20 protein-coding genes are annotated in these 19652 nt (G+C 35.3%); 17 read left to right on the top strand and 3 right to left on the bottom strand.

The genetic code is table 11. The features are described from left to right. Nucleotides 1-6: 6 nt before the first annotated feature. The 6 genes from MKY70_RS16020 (at nucleotide 7) to MKY70_RS15995 (ending at nucleotide 4970) form a co-directional block, all read left to right on the top strand. Nucleotides 7-423 carry an acyl-CoA thioesterase gene (locus MKY70_RS16020; RefSeq protein WP_044438184.1) on the top strand — a complete coding sequence of 139 codons (417 nt, stop codon included), beginning with the start codon at nucleotides 7-9 and terminating at the stop codon, nucleotides 421-423. A gap of 55 nt (nucleotides 424-478) precedes the next feature. Further along, entirely contained in the window at nucleotides 479-1708 is a 1230-nt protein-coding gene (locus MKY70_RS16015; RefSeq protein ID WP_078175732.1) for an FAD-dependent oxidoreductase, read from the top strand. Nucleotides 1709-1763: 55 nt separating this feature from the next. Further along, nucleotides 1764-2321 (top strand): hypothetical protein, encoded by a 558-nt coding sequence (locus tag MKY70_RS16010; protein WP_044438187.1) that lies wholly within the window; start codon nucleotides 1764-1766, stop codon nucleotides 2319-2321. An 80-nt stretch (nucleotides 2322-2401) separates the two neighbouring features. Continuing rightward, nucleotides 2402-3346: a fumarylacetoacetate hydrolase family protein gene (locus tag MKY70_RS16005; RefSeq protein ID WP_088031473.1), complete on the top strand. Its 945-nt coding sequence runs from the start codon at nucleotides 2402-2404 to the stop codon at nucleotides 3344-3346. Further along, on the top strand, nucleotides 3343-3843 hold the full coding sequence (locus tag MKY70_RS16000; RefSeq protein WP_088031472.1) for a DinB family protein: 501 nt from the start codon (nucleotides 3343-3345) through the stop codon (nucleotides 3841-3843). Before MKY70_RS16005 ends, MKY70_RS16000 begins: the two co-directional genes overlap by 4 nt. A gap of 14 nt (nucleotides 3844-3857) precedes the next feature. Beyond that, nucleotides 3858-4970, top strand: a complete 1113-nt coding sequence (locus MKY70_RS15995) for a cupin domain-containing protein (protein WP_088031471.1) — start codon at nucleotides 3858-3860, stop codon at nucleotides 4968-4970. Between the two features lie 68 nt (nucleotides 4971-5038). Here the strand turns inward: MKY70_RS15995 and MKY70_RS15990 are convergent, their stop codons facing one another. Continuing rightward, the gene (locus MKY70_RS15990; RefSeq protein WP_341025155.1) at nucleotides 5039-6982 is read right to left on the bottom strand and encodes a translation factor GTPase family protein; all 1944 of its coding nucleotides are present in this window, start codon (nucleotides 6980-6982) and stop codon (nucleotides 5039-5041) included. A gap of 266 nt (nucleotides 6983-7248) precedes the next feature. Between MKY70_RS15990 and MKY70_RS15985 the strand changes: the two genes are divergently transcribed. From MKY70_RS15985 to MKY70_RS15975, 3 genes are read left to right on the top strand one after another with little or no spacing between them, the layout of a single operon-like run. After that, nucleotides 7249-7677: a MarR family winged helix-turn-helix transcriptional regulator gene (locus tag MKY70_RS15985; protein WP_000204168.1), complete on the top strand. Its 429-nt coding sequence runs from the start codon at nucleotides 7249-7251 to the stop codon at nucleotides 7675-7677. 18 nt (nucleotides 7678-7695) lie between these two features. Continuing rightward, entirely contained in the window at nucleotides 7696-8334 is a 639-nt protein-coding gene (locus tag MKY70_RS15980; protein WP_088292137.1) for a nitroreductase family protein, read from the top strand. A 46-nt stretch (nucleotides 8335-8380) separates the two neighbouring features. After that, nucleotides 8381-8674 carry a putative quinol monooxygenase gene (locus MKY70_RS15975; protein WP_088031467.1) on the top strand — a complete coding sequence of 98 codons (294 nt, stop codon included), beginning with the start codon at nucleotides 8381-8383 and terminating at the stop codon, nucleotides 8672-8674. A 76-nt stretch (nucleotides 8675-8750) separates the two neighbouring features. Here the strand turns inward: MKY70_RS15975 and MKY70_RS15970 are convergent, their stop codons facing one another. Together MKY70_RS15970 and MKY70_RS15965 are read right to left on the bottom strand one after the other, a co-directional pair. Further along, nucleotides 8751-9626: an IS3 family transposase gene (locus MKY70_RS15970; protein WP_341074628.1), complete on the bottom strand. Its 876-nt coding sequence runs from the start codon at nucleotides 9624-9626 to the stop codon at nucleotides 8751-8753. After that, nucleotides 9614-9922, bottom strand: a complete 309-nt coding sequence (locus MKY70_RS15965; protein ID WP_088031135.1) for a helix-turn-helix domain-containing protein — start codon at nucleotides 9920-9922, stop codon at nucleotides 9614-9616. Before MKY70_RS15965 ends, MKY70_RS15970 begins: the two co-directional genes overlap by 13 nt. A gap of 191 nt (nucleotides 9923-10113) precedes the next feature. Between MKY70_RS15965 and MKY70_RS15960 the strand changes: the two genes are divergently transcribed. From MKY70_RS15960 to MKY70_RS15925, 8 genes are all read left to right on the top strand, one after another. Further along, nucleotides 10114-11046, top strand: a complete 933-nt coding sequence (locus MKY70_RS15960) for an AAA family ATPase (protein WP_088031134.1) — start codon at nucleotides 10114-10116, stop codon at nucleotides 11044-11046. Further along, nucleotides 11043-12152 carry a DUF58 domain-containing protein gene (locus tag MKY70_RS15955; protein ID WP_088031133.1) on the top strand — a complete coding sequence of 370 codons (1110 nt, stop codon included), beginning with the start codon at nucleotides 11043-11045 and terminating at the stop codon, nucleotides 12150-12152. The genes MKY70_RS15960 and MKY70_RS15955 overlap by 4 nt, the downstream gene beginning before the upstream one ends. 15 nt (nucleotides 12153-12167) lie before the next feature. Next, the gene (locus tag MKY70_RS15950; protein WP_140152293.1) at nucleotides 12168-12905 is read left to right on the top strand and encodes a signal peptidase II; all 738 of its coding nucleotides are present in this window, start codon (nucleotides 12168-12170) and stop codon (nucleotides 12903-12905) included. A gap of 349 nt (nucleotides 12906-13254) precedes the next feature. Beyond that, nucleotides 13255-13761, top strand: a complete 507-nt coding sequence (locus MKY70_RS15945; protein WP_088031132.1) for a DUF3902 family protein — start codon at nucleotides 13255-13257, stop codon at nucleotides 13759-13761. A 153-nt stretch (nucleotides 13762-13914) separates the two neighbouring features. After that, nucleotides 13915-15110, top strand: a protein-coding gene (locus MKY70_RS15940; protein ID WP_154214651.1) for an IS3 family transposase whose coding sequence is annotated in 2 segments (ribosomal slippage) — nucleotides 13915-14221 and nucleotides 14221-15110 — 1197 coding nt in all. Because the reading frame shifts where the segments join, the coding sequence is not laid out codon by codon here. A 394-nt stretch (nucleotides 15111-15504) separates the two neighbouring features. Then, nucleotides 15505-16671 carry a serine hydrolase domain-containing protein gene (locus MKY70_RS15935; RefSeq protein WP_088035498.1) on the top strand — a complete coding sequence of 389 codons (1167 nt, stop codon included), beginning with the start codon at nucleotides 15505-15507 and terminating at the stop codon, nucleotides 16669-16671. 331 nt (nucleotides 16672-17002) lie between these two features. Then, a complete protein-coding gene (locus MKY70_RS15930; RefSeq protein ID WP_341025150.1) occupies nucleotides 17003-18745 on the top strand; it encodes an adenine deaminase C-terminal domain-containing protein in 1743 nt (580 codons plus the stop codon). A gap of 111 nt (nucleotides 18746-18856) precedes the next feature. Further along, on the top strand, nucleotides 18857-19363 hold the full coding sequence (locus MKY70_RS15925; protein ID WP_088292129.1) for a hypothetical protein: 507 nt from the start codon (nucleotides 18857-18859) through the stop codon (nucleotides 19361-19363). Nucleotides 19364-19652: the final 289 nt, after the last annotated feature.

Below are 19652 nucleotides of genomic sequence, written 5' to 3'. Positions count from 1 at the left end.
GGCATAATGGAAGAATATACTTTTCAAGTGAGATGGGGAGATACAGATGCTGCGGGCATTGTGTACTATCCTAATTTTTATAAATGGATGGACGAAGCAACTCATGAATATTTTAAAAAAATTGGTTTTCCTTCCGCCGAACTTTACGAAGAACAACAAATTGGTTTGCCCTTACTAGAAGCAAAATGCCAATTTAAGTCACCTCTTCGTTTTGAAGATCAAGTAGTTGTGAAAAGTACTGTGAACGAATTGCATAATAAAGTTTTTACAATTCAGCATGTTTTTGTAAAAGGGGAACGGGTTGTAGCAGAAGGTTATGAAACTCGTGCATGGACTTCTTTCAAAGAAAAAGCGAAAGCGCATCCAATACCTGAGGATATTCGGAAGAAGATGATGCCGGAGATAAAAACTGTAGGGAGTTAAAGAAAGAAGAGTGAGGAAATCATAATGGGAAATTGTTAATAAAGGGGAGATATTGATGGGAAAAGAAAAAAAATATGATGCCATTGTTGTTGGTGCGGGCCCGGTAGGACTTGTAGCAGGACTTGCATTACAAAAGAAGGGGATATCAACTTTAGTAATAGAGGGAGATTCATTTGGAAGACCACGTCCAGGAAGTAGAGCAATTTATTTACACAGTGCTTCGTTAAAACTACTGGAGGAGACTTCAGAAGGCCTCGGTTTCACACTTGCTCATAACGGAATTATTTGGCCTGTAAAACGAACGTTTTATAAAGGGAAAGAAGTATATGTACGAAATTACGGTAAGGATGAAAATCTTAAGTTTAACCGATTGCCTCATTTCACAGCTCTTCATCAAGATGAGATCGAAAAGCATATGTATGAGGCGTGTATAAAAGCGGGCGTTGAATTCCTTTGGGATGCTCCAGTTAAAAATTTACACATTACAGACTCTGGAGTAGAAGTAACAATCACAAATGACGAAATCTTGAAGGCGCAGTATGTAATTGGATGTGATGGAGCTCGTTCAATCGTAAGAGAGGAAGCGGGATTAAAGTTTGAAGGCCCACGCACGGCAGATACTTTTATCGTCGTGGATGCAAAAGAAGATGAAACAGATCCACTTCCTTTAGAAAGAATATTCCATTACCAGCATCCAGCTATGGAGGGAAGAAATGTAATGTTTGTTCCGTTTAAAGGCGGATGGCGTATTGATTTACAACTGCTTGAGTCAGATAATCCAGATGATTATACAAATATTGAAAGTGCTAAGAAATGGTTGCCAAAAGTAATGGATGCTAAGTACGCTGATAGGATTACATGGGTGTCTTCCTACCGTTTCCATCAAGTAGTGGCAAATTCATTTACTGACGTAAAACGTCGTGTTCTTCTAGCTGGAGAAGCAGCACATTTATTCGCCCCGTTCGGTGCACGTGGATTAAATTCTGGAGTTCCAGATGCAGTTCTTGCTGCGAGAGGTATTGAGAAAGCACTACAATCTCATTCTGAAGAAGAGCGAGTGTGCGCGATTGAAGCAGCTGCAAACGAACGCCGAATTGCAGCGAAATGGAACCGCGATGCTTCAACCACTGCGCTTCATCACCTTCAGGGAAATTCTCCTGAAATGAACATGAAACGCGACATTGCTGCCTCAATGGTATCTATCGTTCCGAGGCTTGGAAGATGGCTTGATGAGGGACCATACGGACCGAAATTTGGACCTCCTGAACTGACAACGAAATATTAAAATTATAAAAAAAATTAGATGAGTAACGTGAACAAGATGAAAGGAGCGATAAGAAATGGTTTTGTCTCAATTCATGAATGAAGAAAAGTATGGTTCTCATGCCCGTTCTACAAATGGAATGATTGAGCGGTTAATGACGATGAACTGGTATAGGAACATTGGACAGCAAAATCTAGAGGCTGAGAAGAAAATAGATCAATTTATGAGTTCTCTAAACGTTAGTGAATATGAAATCAAATGGATTTCAAGAAACCAATTACATGAGACAATCGGGCGGATTTCCTTTGAAGGTAATGCTTTATGGGGGGCACTAGCAGAAGTGCCAGATCAATTGAAAGAAAAAATTGTACGCGCTGGTAACGAAAAACTTCTTGTAGATGTAGTAGATAAAGTACCAGAAGCAATCTTTCATGGTGTTTATAAAGAAGTTTTCAAGCATTTCGGAGAGGAAAAAACAGTGAAATTTCTCGTCGGGCATGCGATGTATGTAAGTGTTCTTGCATGCGCTGCTGAATTAGCTGAAGAAAAAAATGTATTGCTGCCAATTATAGAGTTAATAGAAATGGGACATGTACCACTTGGTCCAGAAGGAAATACTTTTTATCTTTTATAACAAAGAGTAAGGCCGGAAAGTTATACGCTACTATCGTTCAAGGTAGAATTTTCATTCATATAAAGGAAAGGGAGATTACTATGAAACTTGTTACTTTTACACGTAATGGAGAAACGAGAATTGCTGCGTTAGAGAACGGAAATTTGATTGATCTGCATGCTGCTTTTAAAGCGAAATTGACAAGCGAAGGAAACCTTAGGGCCGCTCAAATTGCAGAGGCGTATATACCAAAGGATATGAATGGATTTTTACAAGGTGGAACGGAAAGTATGAATTTAGCAAAAGATGCAATCGCTTATGCGCTTATGAAAAACCATGAAGATAAATTGGTTTTTGCAGAAGGTGAAGTGAAAATAGAAGCTCCAGTACCTGCGCCAGGAAAAATTATATGTGTAGGTCACAATTATCGTGAACATATTTTGGAAATGAAACGCGAATTACCTGCATTTCCAGTCATCTTTGCGAAGTTTGCCAATACAGTAATCGGTCCAGAAGATGATATTCCGTATTACCCGATTTCTGAACAACTAGATTACGAAGCTGAATTTGCTTTTGTAATCGGAAAGCGTGCTCGAAATATTTCAGAAGGAGATGCCCTCCAATATGTAGCTGGTTACACAATTGCGAATGATATTACTTATCGTGATATTCAGCGCCGTACGATTCAATGGCTTCAAGGGAAGACAGTTGAAGGAAGTGCTCCAATGGGACCGTGGTTAATTACCTCAGATGAATTAACGAACCCATCTGGCTTGGAAATAGTCTTAACAGTGAATGGAGAGACACGTCAGCAATCTAATACTGCTAATTTAGTATTCTCGGTGCAATATCTCGTTTCGTTTTTATCCGGTTTAATGACACTAGAGCCAGGGGATGTCATTTTAACAGGTACGCCAGGTGGTGTAGGTGTTGCACGTAATCCGCAAGTATTTCTTAAAGATGGAGATCTCGTTCGTATTGAAGTTGATGGAGTAGGCGTACTTGAAAATAAAGTAAGACAAACAGTAGAGGTGCCAGTACTATGACGAAAAGCTTGCAAATCCACGCAGCCGAGTCTGTTTATGAATCAATCGATAAGATCAAGACTATTGTTAAGTCTTTGCCAGAGGAAATCATCTATTGGAAACCTTCAGAAGATGAATGGTCAATTATGCAAATTATTACACATGTAGCGGAAGCTATTCCGTATTGGGCAAAAGAAATTAACAATATTAAAGTAAACCATGAAAATGTATGGGGCCGCGGTTTAACAGATGGAGTACGTCTACAAGCAGTATCAGAAGAGAATATAAACAAAAAATCTATAGAAGAAGTCATAGAGCAGCTGTCTTCTATACCACTCATCATAGAAAATGTACTAAACACATTAACAGACGAAGAGTTAAATATTCAGGCTCCAAGTCGTAATCCTCGTTTTAACAATAAGCCGATTGACTTTATCGTGAATCACCTCATCGTAGAACATACAGAAAAGCATTATAAACAAATCGAACGGAATTTATGTAAATTTAATGAGCGATAAAGGGGGCAAATAAAATGGCGGAAAAAAATGCTTTTTTTGAAAGTACACTCGTACAAGATTTCAATCGTGATATAGAACAATATCATCTCGGACCACTTTGGAACGCGATCCCAGATTTAATGAAACATACACCTGAGCCTCATGCACAAGCGTACCTTTGGAAATCTGAATTGCTTCAAAAGAAGTTAACGGAGGCGACACAAATATTTACACCAGACCGCGGGGGAGAACGCCGGGCCATCTACTTTCAAAATCCTGGACTTAATTATAGAAAACCTTGGGGATGGGCATCGACCACCCAAACATTATATGCAGCGGTTCAATTAATACAACCTGGAGAAACCGCTCCGTCACATCGGCATGTTCAAAATGCATTACGTTTCGTCATGGAAGGAGAAGGGGCTTACTCAATTGTGCAAGGAGAGCGTATTTTCATGGAACGAGGAGACTTTTTAACAACTCCAAATGGACTGTGGCACGGACATGGTCACACAGGTGACAAACCGATGATTTGGATGGATTGCCTTGATATTCCGACCATTTATTATCTCGGCGGTACGTTCTTTGAGCCGTATCCAGAAAAAATTGAACAGCCAAACGTGCCGGACAATTATACTGCTCAGCGTTATGAAGGTGGAATGGTTCGACCGATTTCCGACCGATATGCAAAGAAAGCTCCACTTAGTTCATACAAATGGTTAGGGACGGAAGCAGCGCTTAACGGATTAAGTCGTTTTGAGCCAGATGCTTACGATGGTTATGCTGTTGAATATATAAATCCATCGAACGGTGAAACAGCGTGTCCAACGATTGCAGCTTGGATGCAAAAATTGCCGAAGGGATTCAAAGGAAAAGCACATCGCCATACACATGCATCAATTTATCATGTGCATGAAGGGGCAGGATATACAATAATTAATGGTGTTCGCTTCGACTGGTCTAAAGGAGACTTCTTTGTTGTACCAAACTGGGCATGGCACGAACACGTTGCGCTAGAAAATAGTTATGTATTTTCAACAAACGACCTGCCTATTTTAGAAAAGTTCGGGTTAGAGCGGAAACAGGAATATGAGAATAATAACGGATATCAAACGATCACTGGAGAGTTTGAACCAGCTCTACCTTGATATTGTATAAAAAAGTGCCCTCTAGTAAAGAAAATATCATACAAGAGGGCACTTTTTCTATTTGTTAATTAATAAGCCTTCAACACATGAAGTAAATAATCTTTCCGATTTAGCGGATTAAAGTCAACACGTTTTCGAGTAGGGAAGGGAGCCGTCAGCTTTGTGAAACCAGTTGGCTTTGTTGTGAAGATACCTTCTCCTTCTGTAAATGAATGGAGCATTCGTTTAAAATTCTCTGTTTTCTCAATAGGTAACGATCCAGTTAAGTGATAAGAATCATTATGCAATATAGGCTCTGCGAAAGTTGCTGGGATGGCAGCTAGTTTATACATTGCGGTACTAATTGCGTGCTCAGGAACAGTTAATTCGAATTCATTTAATGGTTCATATACACAAGTTTCAGCTTGTTTTAAAGCATCCATTAATACGAGTGGTGTTAAATTTCTAAAGTCACTCGCTGTTGTAACAGGGCTTGCATAGCCGGTATGTGTTAATGTGACGATAATGTCCGTAACTTCCCATCCAAATAAACCTTGTTTTAACGTTTGAAATACTGTATCTTCAATCGCTTTATGAAATGCTAAAGGTAGTGATCCAAGTTCAACACCTAAGTTATACGTTATGCCAGAGTTAAGTTCACCACGTTCAACTTTGAAACCGATTGTTGCGTAAAAAGGATTCTCTTTTTCGCCCATTACATCAAAGCTATTCCCTATGCCAATTGGTTTTTCAATACATACAACTCGCGTGTTTGAAAAGGTAACTTGTAAATTGTATTTTTCATAAAGTGTTGTTTCGATAACTTCTTTTTGTACTTCACCGAAAAGGCGAATGTATAGTTCATTATGAACATCGTCTTTCCAAACTTTAATGAGAGGATCTTCTTCGCATAGCTCCATAAGTGCAGCGTATAAATCATGAATTCGCTCTTTTGCTACTACATCAATAGCAGCTTCCATTTGCGGTTCGGCAAAGTGAATATCTTTTATATAATCCGTCCACTCACCGATAATATCACCAATTTTGATATTCGTAAGTCCCCATACTTTGCAAAACTCTCCACTATGAACAGTAGAGGCTTGAACTGCATTTCCATTATGAAATATGCACATTTTTTTAATCTTCTCTTTATGTGATAGAGACTCACTGCGCTGAATATCAACATATTTTCTAACGTGTAAACAACCAGAAAATAGTCTTACGTAAGCAATCTTTTCGCCAGAAGATTCACGTTCAATTTTAAAAACAACACCGGATAATGTTTCATCTTGTGCCGATTTAGTAGCTGGAATTAAGGCTGAAATATTTTTAAGTAATTCAGTTACTCCTATACCTGTCATTGCTGAACCAAAAAAGATAGGAAACACATTTGCTTGCTGTATTTGCTTTTCGAGTTCTTTTCTTAATAGTGCATCCGGTATTATTTCGTTATTTACATATGACTCAAGCAATGATTCGTTAAATGGTGCTAATCGTTCCATACAATCGTCATAGGATTTATATTCAATAATCCGTACTTCCTTTGTACCTTCGTTTTCTACAGAGTAGAAGGGGCATGCTTCATTTGAAAGAAGCTCTTTTATTTGTTTCACAACTTTTTCAGTATTTGCGCCACTACGGTCTATTTTATTAACAAATAATATAGTAGGTATGTTTAATTTCTGTAATGTCCGCATTAAAATCTTTGTTTGTGCTTGCACACCTTCAACGGCAGAGATAACTAAAATTGCACCGTCTAAAACGCGGAATGATCGCTCCACTTCAGCGATAAAATCAGCGTGTCCAGGTGTATCAATGACATTTACTTTTAAACTGTCAATAAAGAAAGAAACGACCGATGCTTTAATCGTAATTCCGCGTTGTCTTTCTAATTCCATTGAGTCAGTTTGCGTATTACCACTATCTACTCGGCCAATTTCTTTAATCACATTCGTCTCATAAAGAATTCGCTCAGTCAAACTCGTCTTGCCAGCGTCTACGTGCGCGACAATCCCTATATTTATTGTTGTCATATATAAATATCCTCATTTCATTTTCCATTTTCATTTCCTCATTTCTATTTGTGTATTGCCGCATTACAATCACTCTCCAGTCATTTGAATTATTACTATTATAATGTAATTTACATTTTTTGTAACGCGACAAAGCGCCTTAATTTGGAAAAAATAAAAATGAAAACAAAATGCTTGCATTCTAAATCGATATAGATTATATTAATTGACATATCAATTATTGATACATCAAATGTTTTTTATATTGGATGTAAAGGAGGGGTAATTTGACAAGTTCATGCTCAAAAGAAGCAATAATTTTATATAAATTACACTTTCTAAATAAAGAAGTAAGTTCGAAGTTTGAAGGGTGTACGGGTATGAGTCAATCTAGACTAGAGCTTATACTTCAGTTATATGAAGTAGATGAAATTAGTCAAAAAGCACTTCAGCAAGAAGTGAATATTGATAATGCCGCGATTACGAGGCATTTAAAACAGCTGGAAGCAAACGGAATGATTACAAGACGTAAAAATCCAGATGATAACAGAATTACGTTAGTTTCTCTTACAGAAGAGGGGCGAAATAAAATTCAAGTGTATCAAGAGGAAAAAGAGCGTTTCGCTACTTCAGCATTCAAAGGATTAAGTGAAGAAGAACGCGACAATCTTTTAACGATGTTAGACCGCATTCAAGAAAATATAAAAGAACTTTAAAAAAGGGAGAATACAACTATGACTAACTCAGTAAAAACAAATGATTTTAACGAAATTTTAACAGGACGCCGTTCAATCCGTAAGTACGATTCTTCAGTGAAAATTAGCAAAGAAGAAATGACTGAAATTCTTACAGAAGCAACACTTGCACCATCTTCAGTAAACATGCAACCATGGAGATTCCTTGTTATTGAAAGTGACGAAGCAAAAGCAACACTTGCGCCACTAGCGAAATTCAATCAATCTCAAGTAGAAACATCTTCAGCGATGATTGCTGTATTTGGTGACTTAAACAACTTTGATAACGCAGAAGAAATTTACGGTACAGCAGTAGAGCGCGGACTTATGCCAGCTGAAGTAAAAGAAGATCAAATGAAAAAACTTTCAGGTTACTTCTCAATGGTTACACCAGAAGTAATGAAAGATACTGTACTAATTGACGGTGGTCTTGTAGCGATGCAATTTATGTTAGCAGCACGTGCTCACGGCTATGATACTTGCCCAATTGGTGGATTTGAAAAAGACCAAATCGCAGAAGCTTTCGGATTAGACAAAGAGCGTCACGTACCAGTTATGTTAATTTCAATCGGAAAAGCTGCTGACAGTGGTTATCCATCAGTACGTCTTCCAATTGAAAAAGTTGCTGAGTGGAAGTAATTTTATAACAAAACAGAAATAAGTGAGATATGAGAGGGGAAACACCATGATTATTATTCACGCAATATTTCAAGTAGATCCAGCAAAACAACAATCATTTTTAGAAGAAATTCAGCCACTACTTCATGGTTCAAGAGAAGAAAGTGGAAATGTATCTTACGATTTATATAAAGATACTGAAAAAGAAAGTGTTTATACGATGGTAGAAGTATGGAAAGATGAAGCAGCAGTTGCGAGTCATAATACGAGTGAACACTTCACATCTTTCGTTAGTAAAGCATCACAGTTTTTAACTGCTCCGCTTGATATAAAGGTTTATAGCGGTGGACTAGTAAAATAATATGGTTATAGAAGATGACTTTGGCGTATGGTCTTACCCCAGTCAAGTAGACAGTAATAGATTAGGTGTCTTTTCATTAAGCAGCCTTAGTTCCAAATTCAATAGGACTAAGGTTGTTTAATCTTTTTTGAAATCTTTTGTTATTGTAATAGCTCATATATCTTTTAGTAGCCTTAAAAACTTCTGCTTTTTCATGAAACGTATGTCTATAAAAGCATTCTGCCTTAAAGTGACTAAAAAAGCTCTCTATACATGCATTATCATAACAATCTCCCTTCCTAGACATACTCACAGTTATTTTGTGCTTTTTAAGTAATTGGTTATATTTTTTTGATGTATACTGATAACCTCGGTCGCTATGTAATACTGTTTCGTGGACTTTTCTTTTTCTTAAGGATTTATTAACTGTGTCTGTAACTAATTTTAAATTGTTGTATTCGCTCATTTGGTAGGCCACAACTTCGTTATTGTAAAGGTCTAGTATCACGGAAAGATATATGCGCTTTTTGTTAAAGGTAAGATAGGTTATATCTGTAACCCATTTTTGATTTGGTCTTGTAGTTGAAAACTCTCTGTTTAACAGATTTTCCGACACGACGCATTGTTCTTTTAAACCAAAATGCCTCCACTTTTTCTTTCGAATCTTAGCTTGTATCCCCATTTTTCTCATTAAACGATATACTCTTTTGTGATTTACCTGTAAACCATAATACTTTGTAAGCCATATACAAATTCTTCGGTAACCATAGCTACCATTTATATCTGGATCTCGTTCGCATTCTATTATTTTAGACATGATAAATTGGTCCTCTTTCATCTTTTCAGAGGGATCGTTGATTCTTTTTTTCCACTTATAATACCCACTTCTTGAAACACCTGCAATTTCACAAAGCAATACAATTGAAAAGTTCTGTTTTAAGGTATGAATGACCTCGTATTCTACTGACTTGATTTTTTTGACCTCATCTCCTTTTTCGTAGCTAATAGCTTTTTTAAGTATGCGTTTTCCGCTTCTAATCGTTGTATTCTAGCATCTTGATTTATTTCATTTGTTTGTCTAGATCTTCCACGTTTTTCTTGTAGGCCCAGAATCCCTTCATTTTTATATTTTTTAATCCATCTATCTATAACTGAATATGTAACTCCTAATTCCTTTCCAATTAATTTACTTCCAATTCCTCTATGTAAGTACAATTCAATAGCTTTCATTTTAAAATCGATTGAAAAAGTTCTTCTAATTTTCCCCATAAAAAAATCCCCTCCATAATAAACAGTAAAGTAACTTTCTTTCAACTGTCTACTATAAGGGGATCATATCAGTATGCTGAGGTCATCTTTTTTATTTTGATAGGAACATAGTTACTTCTAATGTGATGTGTTATAATTTGGAAAATAAATATTCTTAATTTTAAAAATATTTAAAGGTGGTAGTGAAATATATGAACATATTAAAGAAAATCACTAACAATATTTCAAAGGTCATTATAGGGAAAAATGAATCGATTGAACTCGCAGCTATAGCTCTTATAGCGAGAGGACATATTTTATTAGAAGATGTACCTGGGACAGGAAAAACAACTTTAGCGAAAAGTCTGGCTAAAAGTGTGGACGCTAAGTTTCAAAGAATACAATTTACAGCTGATACTTTGCCTGGAGATGTTATTGGTCTCGAATATTTTGATGTGAAGGAATCGGAATTTAAAACGAGGTTAGGGCCTATTTTTGCAAATATAGTATTAGTGGATGAAATTAATCGAGCTGTACCGAGAACGCAATCTTCGTTACTTGAAGTTATGGAAGAACGTACTGTTACAATTGCGAAACAGACACATTCATTACCAGAACCTTTTTTAGTTATTGCAACGCAAAACCCTCTCGAGTCAGCTGGCACTTTTCCTTTACCAGACGCCCAATTAGACCGGTTTTTACTTACTATACGCCAAGGTTACCCTACGAGAGAAGCGGAAAAGGAAATGATGAATCGGTTCCAAACGAATGATCCATTAGAAACGCTGCATTCTATTATTTCGAGTGAAGAAATAATAAATATACAAAAACGTGCAAGGGAAGTGTTAGTAGGGAGTGATGTGCAAGATTATCTTCTTGAAATTATTGAAGCAACCCGTAAGCATGAGTTAATTGAAATTGGTGTAAGCCCGCGAGGCACATTGGCATTTATGCGGGCAATCCAAGCACGAGCAATATTAAATGAAAGAGATTACTGTACACCAGATGATATAAAACTACTAGCTGCATCCGTTTGTGCTCATCGGTTAACGTTAACGATTGAAGGGGAGATGAAAACGACGAAAGAACAAATCATGAAAGAAATTCTTCATACGATTAGTGTGCCAGTGGAGAATGTACGATGAATCAACAGCTTGTGTATACACCTTTAGCGGAGCCTTTCGTAATAGGAGTTATGTCAGTTGTAGCCGTTATTTTATGTGTATTTTCAAGTAATCTACTCATATTATCTCTCGTATTTTTGTATGTAATTTTAATAGGTACTATGCATGTGTACATACGTAAAGTATCTCGTGTTGAATGGGAATACAGTCAAGGGAATTCAAACGTTTTTATAGGTGAAACAAATATGTGCAAATTGAAAATTTCAAACAAGTCGATATTTCCTATTTTCAATATCGTATTTCGATTTAAATGTGAAAATAAGTTAAATTGGAATCATGATGAAATAAACAAAAATCATAGTACAGGTTCAAATTATTATATGAATTTTAATTTAAAAGGAGGAGAGGCAGTTTCATTTGATTTGCAAGCTGTAGCTTTAAAAAGAGGAATCGCGAAATGGGAAGAAGTTGAAATTGTTATTACTGATCCCTTTGGATTCATAACGAAACATATAACATATAAACAAGTTGATACGCCGTCCTATTTAGTTTTACCAGCCGTTCCGAAAATACAAGTTCCTGAATTACAAGAATGGTCACGGGGATTTCGAAAAGCGATGTCTTCCCCGCTATATGATGAAACGAAAGTAATGGGAGTGAAATCTTATGAAAATGAAGATTTTCGTTCTATACATTGGGGTGCAACGGCAAAAACAGGGATGATAACTGCGAAAAAATACGAACGAACACAATCAGATAAATATGCGATTTATCTCAACTTGCAAAATAAAAGCGGTATTTCTTTGAGAAATGATACAGAGGAACTAATTGAATTAACGGCAGGCATATGTAAACAACTGCTTATGCAAAACTGTTCATTTGAAGTATGGATCAATAGCGTGAAAGATAATGGATTGTTGCATATAAAGAACGGTCATAATCGGAAACATTTGCAAAATGTATTAAAGGTACTTGCCTCTATATCGGATCAAGATACGCCTGTATCATCTTCTTATTTTTATACAGCAGGATTTCGTCGTAAGGAATTGGATGCAGTTCCTTTAATTCTTGGTACTTCCCCAAGGAAATACACCAGAACGAATAAATGGGTTGTAATAAAAGAATAAGAAGGGGTTTATGTCATGGCTAATAAAGAGCGACATATGAAAGTGAAGTTGTGGAGTGTTAGAGTTTTAATACTACTTTTCTTTATGGTGAGTGCGATAACGTTATCAAAAGGTGTTGTGCATGTGCAAGACATAGTAAAAGGGCTTTTTTCTAGTAAGACGGAGACAATATCGGAAAGAAATTATGATTTTACTAGTATAAATGAACGGTTTGATGAGTCTGAAAGAATTATAGATGAAGAAACAGGAGGTGCAGATACAAGAACGATAATAAATAGAAAAATTCCAGTTTTTGAACGAAAAAATTCATGGAGTGATGTATTTTCTGTTCTTTCAAATTCATGGATTACTATAGCTTTTTATGTGATAATCGCAATGTTAATTATATATTCCATCTACAAGTATATTAGGAAAAGATTGACGAAAACAGAAATAGTACAAGAGAAAGAATCGGTAACAAAGAAAACTGTGGTAAAAAGTACAAAGAATGAAAAAGTCATTAATCAGTTAGAGCAGTCATTGCCTACAGACAGAATAAGGAAAACGTTAGTTGAATGGGAAAGAACTTTACCATTTCATGAACAGAGAAGGTCTTATGAAACGATACAACAATGGTTAAAACGAATATGTCGAACGAGAGATATTATTCCGATATATGAGTCTGTTCGTTATGGTGAAAAGACGTATACGGAGTTAGATGTTAAGAAGACTATGCGGTGGATAGAGCGGGATGGAAAAGGGCGATGTGAATAGTAGAATGTATTATATCAAAATAAAATGATGACTGAGTTAATCTGAATATGAAAGTTATATAAGTAAATAAAATTAGCTGTAAATTAATTTTATTTACTTATATTTAATTGCATGTTAATGTATACTTAATTTTTTAATATCTCTACCAATGGAAAAAGAATATACAAGCTATATGGAACTCTTTGTAGAGTATTGCTTCTTTAATTGTTCATGAGTGTATCTTTGTTTTATTAATATAGAATGAAAAAAGGATACATTAGAGCTAAACGATTAATGGGTAGCATGTTAATAAAAAATTACATGAGTTTAGTAAAAACTTATAATTTATTTTTAAGGGTGTGAAAATATAATGAAACCGGTATTGAAAAGCATACTTATTTCCTTTACTTTTTCTGCAGTAGGGATGTGTTGGTTGCTGTTCATGTTATTTAGAGGAGGCGGAGACTGGTTATTGTCTTGGATAGGTGTATTAATGGCATATTTATCTTTATACACTTTAATAGATTTATATTGTAAAAATACATACGAAAAAACATTAAATATAGTGCTTATAAAATCAACAGTTACTACCTTTAGTTTTGGAGTATTAGGAATCATATTTGGTATAATACACGAGCTATTAACACCATGGAGTCTCAGTTTAATGGTTTGGTATTGGTTGCTAACTCTACTTTTATTTTTAACGACCATAATATTATTAGTTAGTTTAGTATTTGTAAATCGTAAAGATCAAAATTTCCCCGGGGTATATAGATTACTTATACTTCTAAATTTACTTCTTACGTTAGGACCAGTATTGTGGCCACTATTTCTTACTATTATTGGAAATGGCATGAACGCTAGTGCAGGATGGTAAAAGTGAATGAAATAAAAAGTTGATATAGGGTTTTAAGTATGTAAGTGAACGTGTTCTGATAAATTGAAAATGATATTATCCCCTTTAGGTAGACAGTGTAAAAAGACCATGTACATACATGGATGTTACACTATTACTTGGAGGGGATTTTTCATGACTAAAAAAGGCTTAACTTTTAATATATATTCAGAAGAATTAAAGTTATCAGCTGTTCAAAGTTATTTAAACGGAGAAGGAAGTTACAATACGATAAAGGAAAAATATCAGCTTAGAAGTTCTACTCAACTTAAAAATTGGGTGAAAAAATATAAAGAATGTGGTGAAATTACAGATACACGTGGAAAAAACAGTGGAATGAAAGGGATACCAAATCCTCTAAAAGGCAAACGTGTTCATTTCAATACCGTTGAAGAGGAACGCGACTACTATAAGGCTCAGGTTGAATATTTAAAAAAGCAATATCCAAATCTGTAAATGGAGGCGTACTAAAATATAAAGAGAGATATCATATCATTGAATCATTAAAGGGGAAATATCCAGTTAGGTGGCTTACGAAATTTGCTGGTGTACATCGTTCAAGTTACTATAAGTGGATTCATACAAAAGGCATGAAAAACATGCGACTAGCATCCGAAAAACGATTAAAAAAAGTAATACAATCTATTCATGTAAAGCACAAGGAATATGGTTATCCACGTATGAAAATCGCTTTACAGGAAGAAGGATATTTTATAAATCATAAAAAAGTATATCGCTTAATGAGCGAGCTCAACATTCAATCTATTATTCGAAAGAAGCGTCGCTTCTTTAAAGGGAACTATTCCAATGTTTTTCCGAATGTTTTAAACCGTGAATTTAAAGATCGTCAACAAAATGAAGCACTTGTTACAGATATTACGTACCTACGATTCCAAGAGGGATTTCGGTATCTTTCTGTTGTCCAAGATATTTATAATAACGAAGTTGTTTCTTGGAAAATATCCAAGCGCAATGATAATGAACTTGTATTAGATACAATTGAAATGTTGGCACAAAAAAGAGATGTGCGTGGAACCATTCTCCATTCAGATCAGGGATTCCAGTACACATCTCATGCCTACAACAAACGACTTTTAGATTTAGGTATCATTGGCAGCCACTCTCGCAAAGGAAACTGCCATGATAATGCCTGTATCGAGTCATTTTTCTCCCATTTTAAATCGGAGATGTTGTATTTGAATCATTTTAAAACAGAAGAAGATTTAATACAAGCAATTGAAGAATATATTTACTTTTATAACTATAAACGGTTCCAAAAACGACTCAACCATCGAGCTCCGATAGAATATCGAATCTCGATGGCTGCTTAGTCTTTTTAATACTGTCTACTTGACAGGGATAAGACCAAAACACGTTCTTTTTTATTGTTAATCTTAATATGAACTCCTTAAATTTATAAGATAATTCGATTGAGAAAAAGATATGTTACTGGAACAAACATATATGTACCTTTGAAACGAACACAATTAATGAATCATCTTAAAAATAATAAAGACGAGGTGAAATGAAAATAAGGGCAGTTAAGTGGCTGTCCTTATTTTATATGCCCTTTTTATTTTCATGCATAGCTCTTTCTCAGTTTATCGTATCAAAATTTGAACGTAAGTATTTCGTAAGGAATGGATAAGAAAAAAGAGAGTTTTATCATATAGGATTAAAGTATAACTTGAATTAATCTTATATTAATAGAGGAGAGGGAGCCTTATGAAAAAATGTAATTCAATTAAGTTAGCAAGTTTGGCAGTTTTATTAGCGGGTACTACTCTATTCACACCAGGTTTTACTGTGAAAGCAGAGTCTGTTCAAAATTTATCTAGTCCGTCACAATCACATGATCAAAAGAATCGGAATGGTTGGAAACAAGTAATGCAGGAAACAGTACAGCTTGGAACCCCAGGAATATTAGCGAAGACGTCTAACAATGGAAAGATTAGTAGTTATACTGCTGGCGTCGCGGATTTAAATACAAAGAAAACAATGAAATCGGATTATCGTTTTCGGATTGGGAGTGTGACGAAGACTTTTACCGCTACGACTGTTCTTCAATTAGTAGGAGAAAATCGCGTGCAACTTGACGATCCAATTGAAAAGTGGCTACCGGGTCTCATTCAAGGAAATGGGTATGATGGCAATCAAATTACGATACGTCAACTTTTGAATCATACGAGTGGTATAGCTGAATACTTAAAGTCAAAAGATGCTGACATAATGAATTCGAGAAAAACGTATACAGCAGAAGAAATAGTGAAAATGGGACTTTCTCTACCCCCAGATTTTTCGCCAGGTAAAGGATGGGCGTATTCAAACACAGGATACGTAATATTGGGAATGCTTATTGAAAAAATAAGTGGCAATAGTTATGCGGAAGAAATTGAAAAGCGAATTATTGAACCTTTGGATCTGTCAAATACGTTTTTACCAGGGAATTCACCCGTTATTCCAGGAAAGGATCATGCTCGTGGGTATATGAAAATAGACGAAACAAGTGAATTGAAAGACATGACGTATTATAATCCAAGTGTAGCTAATTCAGCTGGAGATATGATTTCTAATGCGGACGATTTAAATAAATTCTTTTCATTTTTACTTGGAGGTAAGTTACTGAAGGAAAAGCAGCTAAAAGAAATGCTTACTACAGTTCCTACAGGGATTAAAGAACTTGGCCATGGATATGGTCTTGGAATCTATGAGACTAAGCTTCCAAACGGTGTTTCAGTTTGGGGGCATACAGGAGGGATTCCTGGATTTACCACTTTTGCTGGGGGAGCAATTGGAGGCAAACATACATTGGCTATTAGTATTAACTCTTTAGGCGCGATTGATATTAATACGCAGTTTAATAAAATGATGCAAATTGAATTTAAGAAATAGATGAAAAGAAAGCGAATGAGATACTGCTTTAAAGGACAGTATTAGCATTCATGGTATGGCAGCAATCAAGTATATGTAGAACATAAATACGGATACAAGTGTAATTCAATCTTATAGTTTAGTATAAAAAAGGATGTCGGTTACAAGACATCCTTTTTATTGAGGATCAAAGAGGTATGTTTATAAATTTTGAAAATTGTTATTTTTGTAATCATTCCATATAATAAAGGGTATAGGGGATATACAGGGGAGTTATGAATGGAGAATACTTTAGTTAGTTAATTATTTTTGTTTTAATAAATAAAAGTAAATTGATGTGGAGTGAAATACATTGGGACAAAAACAGTTTAGATGGAGTAACACACAATTACGAGAACATGTTGAAGTAATAGATGGCACAAGAAGCCCGCACATTTTATTCAAGAATGCAACATATTTAAATTCCTATATGCGCGAGTGGGTGCAAGCAAATATTTGGATCTATGATGACCGCATTATATATGTAGGAGAAAAACTGCCAGAGCAACTACACGAATGTGAAGTCATTGATTGTGATGGAAAGTATGTAGTTCCTAGTTACATAGAACCGCATGCACATCCATATCAATTATATAATCCAGAGACTTTAGCAAATTATGCGATACAGTTTGGGACAACAACTTTTATTAATGATAATTTAACTTTATTTTTCACATTACAACGTGAAGAAGCATTTCGTTTATTAGATGAATTTAAAAAGATTCCAGCAAGTATGTATTGGTGGTGTCGTTTTGATGGGCAGACGGAGCTGCAAAACGGGGAATCTTTATTTAATAGTGAAGAAATAATGGAGTGGCTGAAGCATGAAGATGTTCTTCAGGGCGGCGAGTTAACAGCATGGCCAAAACTATTAAATGGCGATGATGAGATGTTAAATTGGGTACAGGAAACGAAACGATTACATAAAAAAGTGGAAGGACATTTTCCAGGAGCATCTGAAACGACTTTAGCGAAGTTAAAACTGTTAGGTACAGATTGTGATCATGAAGCGATGACAGGGCAGGAAGCTTTCGCTCGTCTTATGCAAGGTTACACCGTTACTTTTAGAAACTCTTCTATCCGTCCAGATTTAGAAGTTTTACTGAAAGAATTGCTGGAATTAGGTGTCAAGCAATTTGATAGATTCATGTTCACAACAGATGGTTCACATCCGTCATTTTATGAAAACGGAATGACGAATAGGATGATAGAAATCGCGATAAAGCAAGGAATACCAGTAATTGATGCCTATAATATGGCAAGCTATAACATTGCTCGTTATTATAATATGGAGCATTTACACGGCGCGATCGCGACAGGAAGAATTGCAAATATTAATATTTTGGAAAGTAAAGAAAATCCGATTCCAATAAGTGTAATTGCAAAGGGGAAATGGATGAAGCGTGACGGAATAAACAAAAATGCATCATTACATATAGACTGGAGTAAATTCAAAGTAACTCCATTATCATTAGACTGGTCTTTAAAGAAAGAAGATATGATTTTTTCTGAAACAACAGGTATAAAATTATTAAATGATGTTATTTCAAAACCATATGTAACTGAAATCGACTTAAACGGTGAAGAACTTTCTATTGAGCATGATGAATGTTTCCTTATGATGATTGCTCGTGATGGCACTTGGCGAGTGAATACAGTTGTGAAAGGTTTTGCGAATGGATTAGGAGGTCTTGCTAGCTCTTATTCCGGTACAGGTGACATCATTCTTATTGGAAAAAGGAAAGAAGATATGCTTACAGCTTTTCATAGAGTAAAAGAGCTTGGCGGGGGAATGGTAATAGCGGAAAGAAATGAAGTGTTACACGAAATTGCATTACCATTGCTCGGGATTATGTCCGATTTAAAAATGAGCGCATTAATACATAAAGAGAAAAAGATGGTGAAATTACTGCAAGAGCGAGGTTATTCTTTTAACGACCCAGCTTTCACAATACTATTCTTTTCAGCGACTCATCTACCTTTCATTAGAGTGACACCAGTTGGTTTATATGATGTGAAAAGTGGTAAGGTACTTGCTACGCCGATTAAATGTTAAATATAAATCCCCTATAAAAATCAATTTTATAGGGGATTTATTATTTTCAGCATAAGAATAGAATCACCTCAAATAATATAGTATCTAAATCATTTGAGGTGATACGTAAATATGAAAAAACTATTGTATGTATTAAGTATATTTATTTTATGTGTATCTATCCAGCATGTGGTACATTCTCAGTCAAATGCACCAAGGTTATCTTCAGATTGTCTGGAAGAAAGTAAAATTCGTGATGAAAAGTATGTGAAAAACATTATGAATGACATTATATCTACATTTGATTTAAAGATTGATGAAAATAGTTTTTGGGAAATTAGTAAAAGAGACCTAGAGGCTGCGCATTTGATGTATGGCGGAAGGGAAAATGATTCTTATTATAATTCGCTAACTAAAGTTTATGATAGTGGTGGATATAGGGGAGAGCCTAGATTATTTGTGAAGGCGCAAGAAGCATTTTTACTTTATAAAGAAATAGACGATACAAATGTTATGAAACATCTTAAACTTGAAAAAGGGGAGTGGATCGTTACCGAAACGAAAAAGAAGCCAGGAAAAATAGTGGAATACAAACCGTTACAATGTGAAAAAGATTATCTGAAAAAGAGAAATGAATAACAAAATACTTATTAATGCTGTTTTTATCAAACGATATTTTCTGTTGATTTGAAATAGGAAAAGGTAAACAAACATATTAGCTTTATGTAATATGTTTGTTTACCTTTTTTTGAGAGATTTAAAAATTTGGGATGTTGTTAGTTGAAAATTATTTACTGGCTAATGAACATAACATTCAATGAATTTATTCTTCATAAAAATTAGATTTTGTGTCAAAAGATTTATACAGTGCTGAACCATCTATGTATATTTTATTCTACAGTATTAATAAAAGAATGTTGGCTATTCA

It is taken from the genome of Bacillus sp. FSL R9-9492 (assembly GCF_038007365.1).
In the GTDB taxonomy this organism is placed as follows: domain Bacteria; phylum Bacillota; class Bacilli; order Bacillales; family Bacillaceae_G; genus Bacillus_A; species Bacillus_A mycoides.
This window is presented reverse-complemented; position numbering and strand designations above follow the sequence as displayed.

Coding starts and splice junctions, on each gene's coding strand:
- MKY70_RS16020 (WP_044438184.1), top strand. CDS start 7: ATGGAAGAATATACTTTTCAAGTGAGATGGGGAGATACAGATGCTGCG.
- MKY70_RS16015 (WP_078175732.1), top strand. CDS start 479: ATGGGAAAAGAAAAAAAATATGATGCCATTGTTGTTGGTGCGGGCCCG.
- MKY70_RS16010 (WP_044438187.1), top strand. CDS start 1,764: ATGGTTTTGTCTCAATTCATGAATGAAGAAAAGTATGGTTCTCATGCC.
- MKY70_RS16005 (WP_088031473.1), top strand. CDS start 2,402: ATGAAACTTGTTACTTTTACACGTAATGGAGAAACGAGAATTGCTGCG.
- MKY70_RS16000 (WP_088031472.1), top strand. CDS start 3,343: ATGACGAAAAGCTTGCAAATCCACGCAGCCGAGTCTGTTTATGAATCA.
- MKY70_RS15995 (WP_088031471.1), top strand. CDS start 3,858: ATGGCGGAAAAAAATGCTTTTTTTGAAAGTACACTCGTACAAGATTTC.
- MKY70_RS15990 (WP_341025155.1), bottom strand. CDS start 6,982: ATGACAACAATAAATATAGGGATTGTCGCGCACGTAGACGCTGGCAAG.
- MKY70_RS15980 (WP_088292137.1), top strand. CDS start 7,696: ATGACTAACTCAGTAAAAACAAATGATTTTAACGAAATTTTAACAGGA.
- MKY70_RS15975 (WP_088031467.1), top strand. CDS start 8,381: ATGATTATTATTCACGCAATATTTCAAGTAGATCCAGCAAAACAACAA.
- MKY70_RS15965 (WP_088031135.1), bottom strand. CDS start 9,922: ATGGGGAAAATTAGAAGAACTTTTTCAATCGATTTTAAAATGAAAGCT.
- MKY70_RS15960 (WP_088031134.1), top strand. CDS start 10,114: ATGAACATATTAAAGAAAATCACTAACAATATTTCAAAGGTCATTATA.
- MKY70_RS15955 (WP_088031133.1), top strand. CDS start 11,043: ATGAATCAACAGCTTGTGTATACACCTTTAGCGGAGCCTTTCGTAATA.
- MKY70_RS15950 (WP_140152293.1), top strand. CDS start 12,168: ATGGCTAATAAAGAGCGACATATGAAAGTGAAGTTGTGGAGTGTTAGA.
- MKY70_RS15945 (WP_088031132.1), top strand. CDS start 13,255: ATGAAACCGGTATTGAAAAGCATACTTATTTCCTTTACTTTTTCTGCA.
- MKY70_RS15935 (WP_088035498.1), top strand. CDS start 15,505: ATGAAAAAATGTAATTCAATTAAGTTAGCAAGTTTGGCAGTTTTATTA.
- MKY70_RS15925 (WP_088292129.1), top strand. CDS start 18,857: ATGAAAAAACTATTGTATGTATTAAGTATATTTATTTTATGTGTATCT.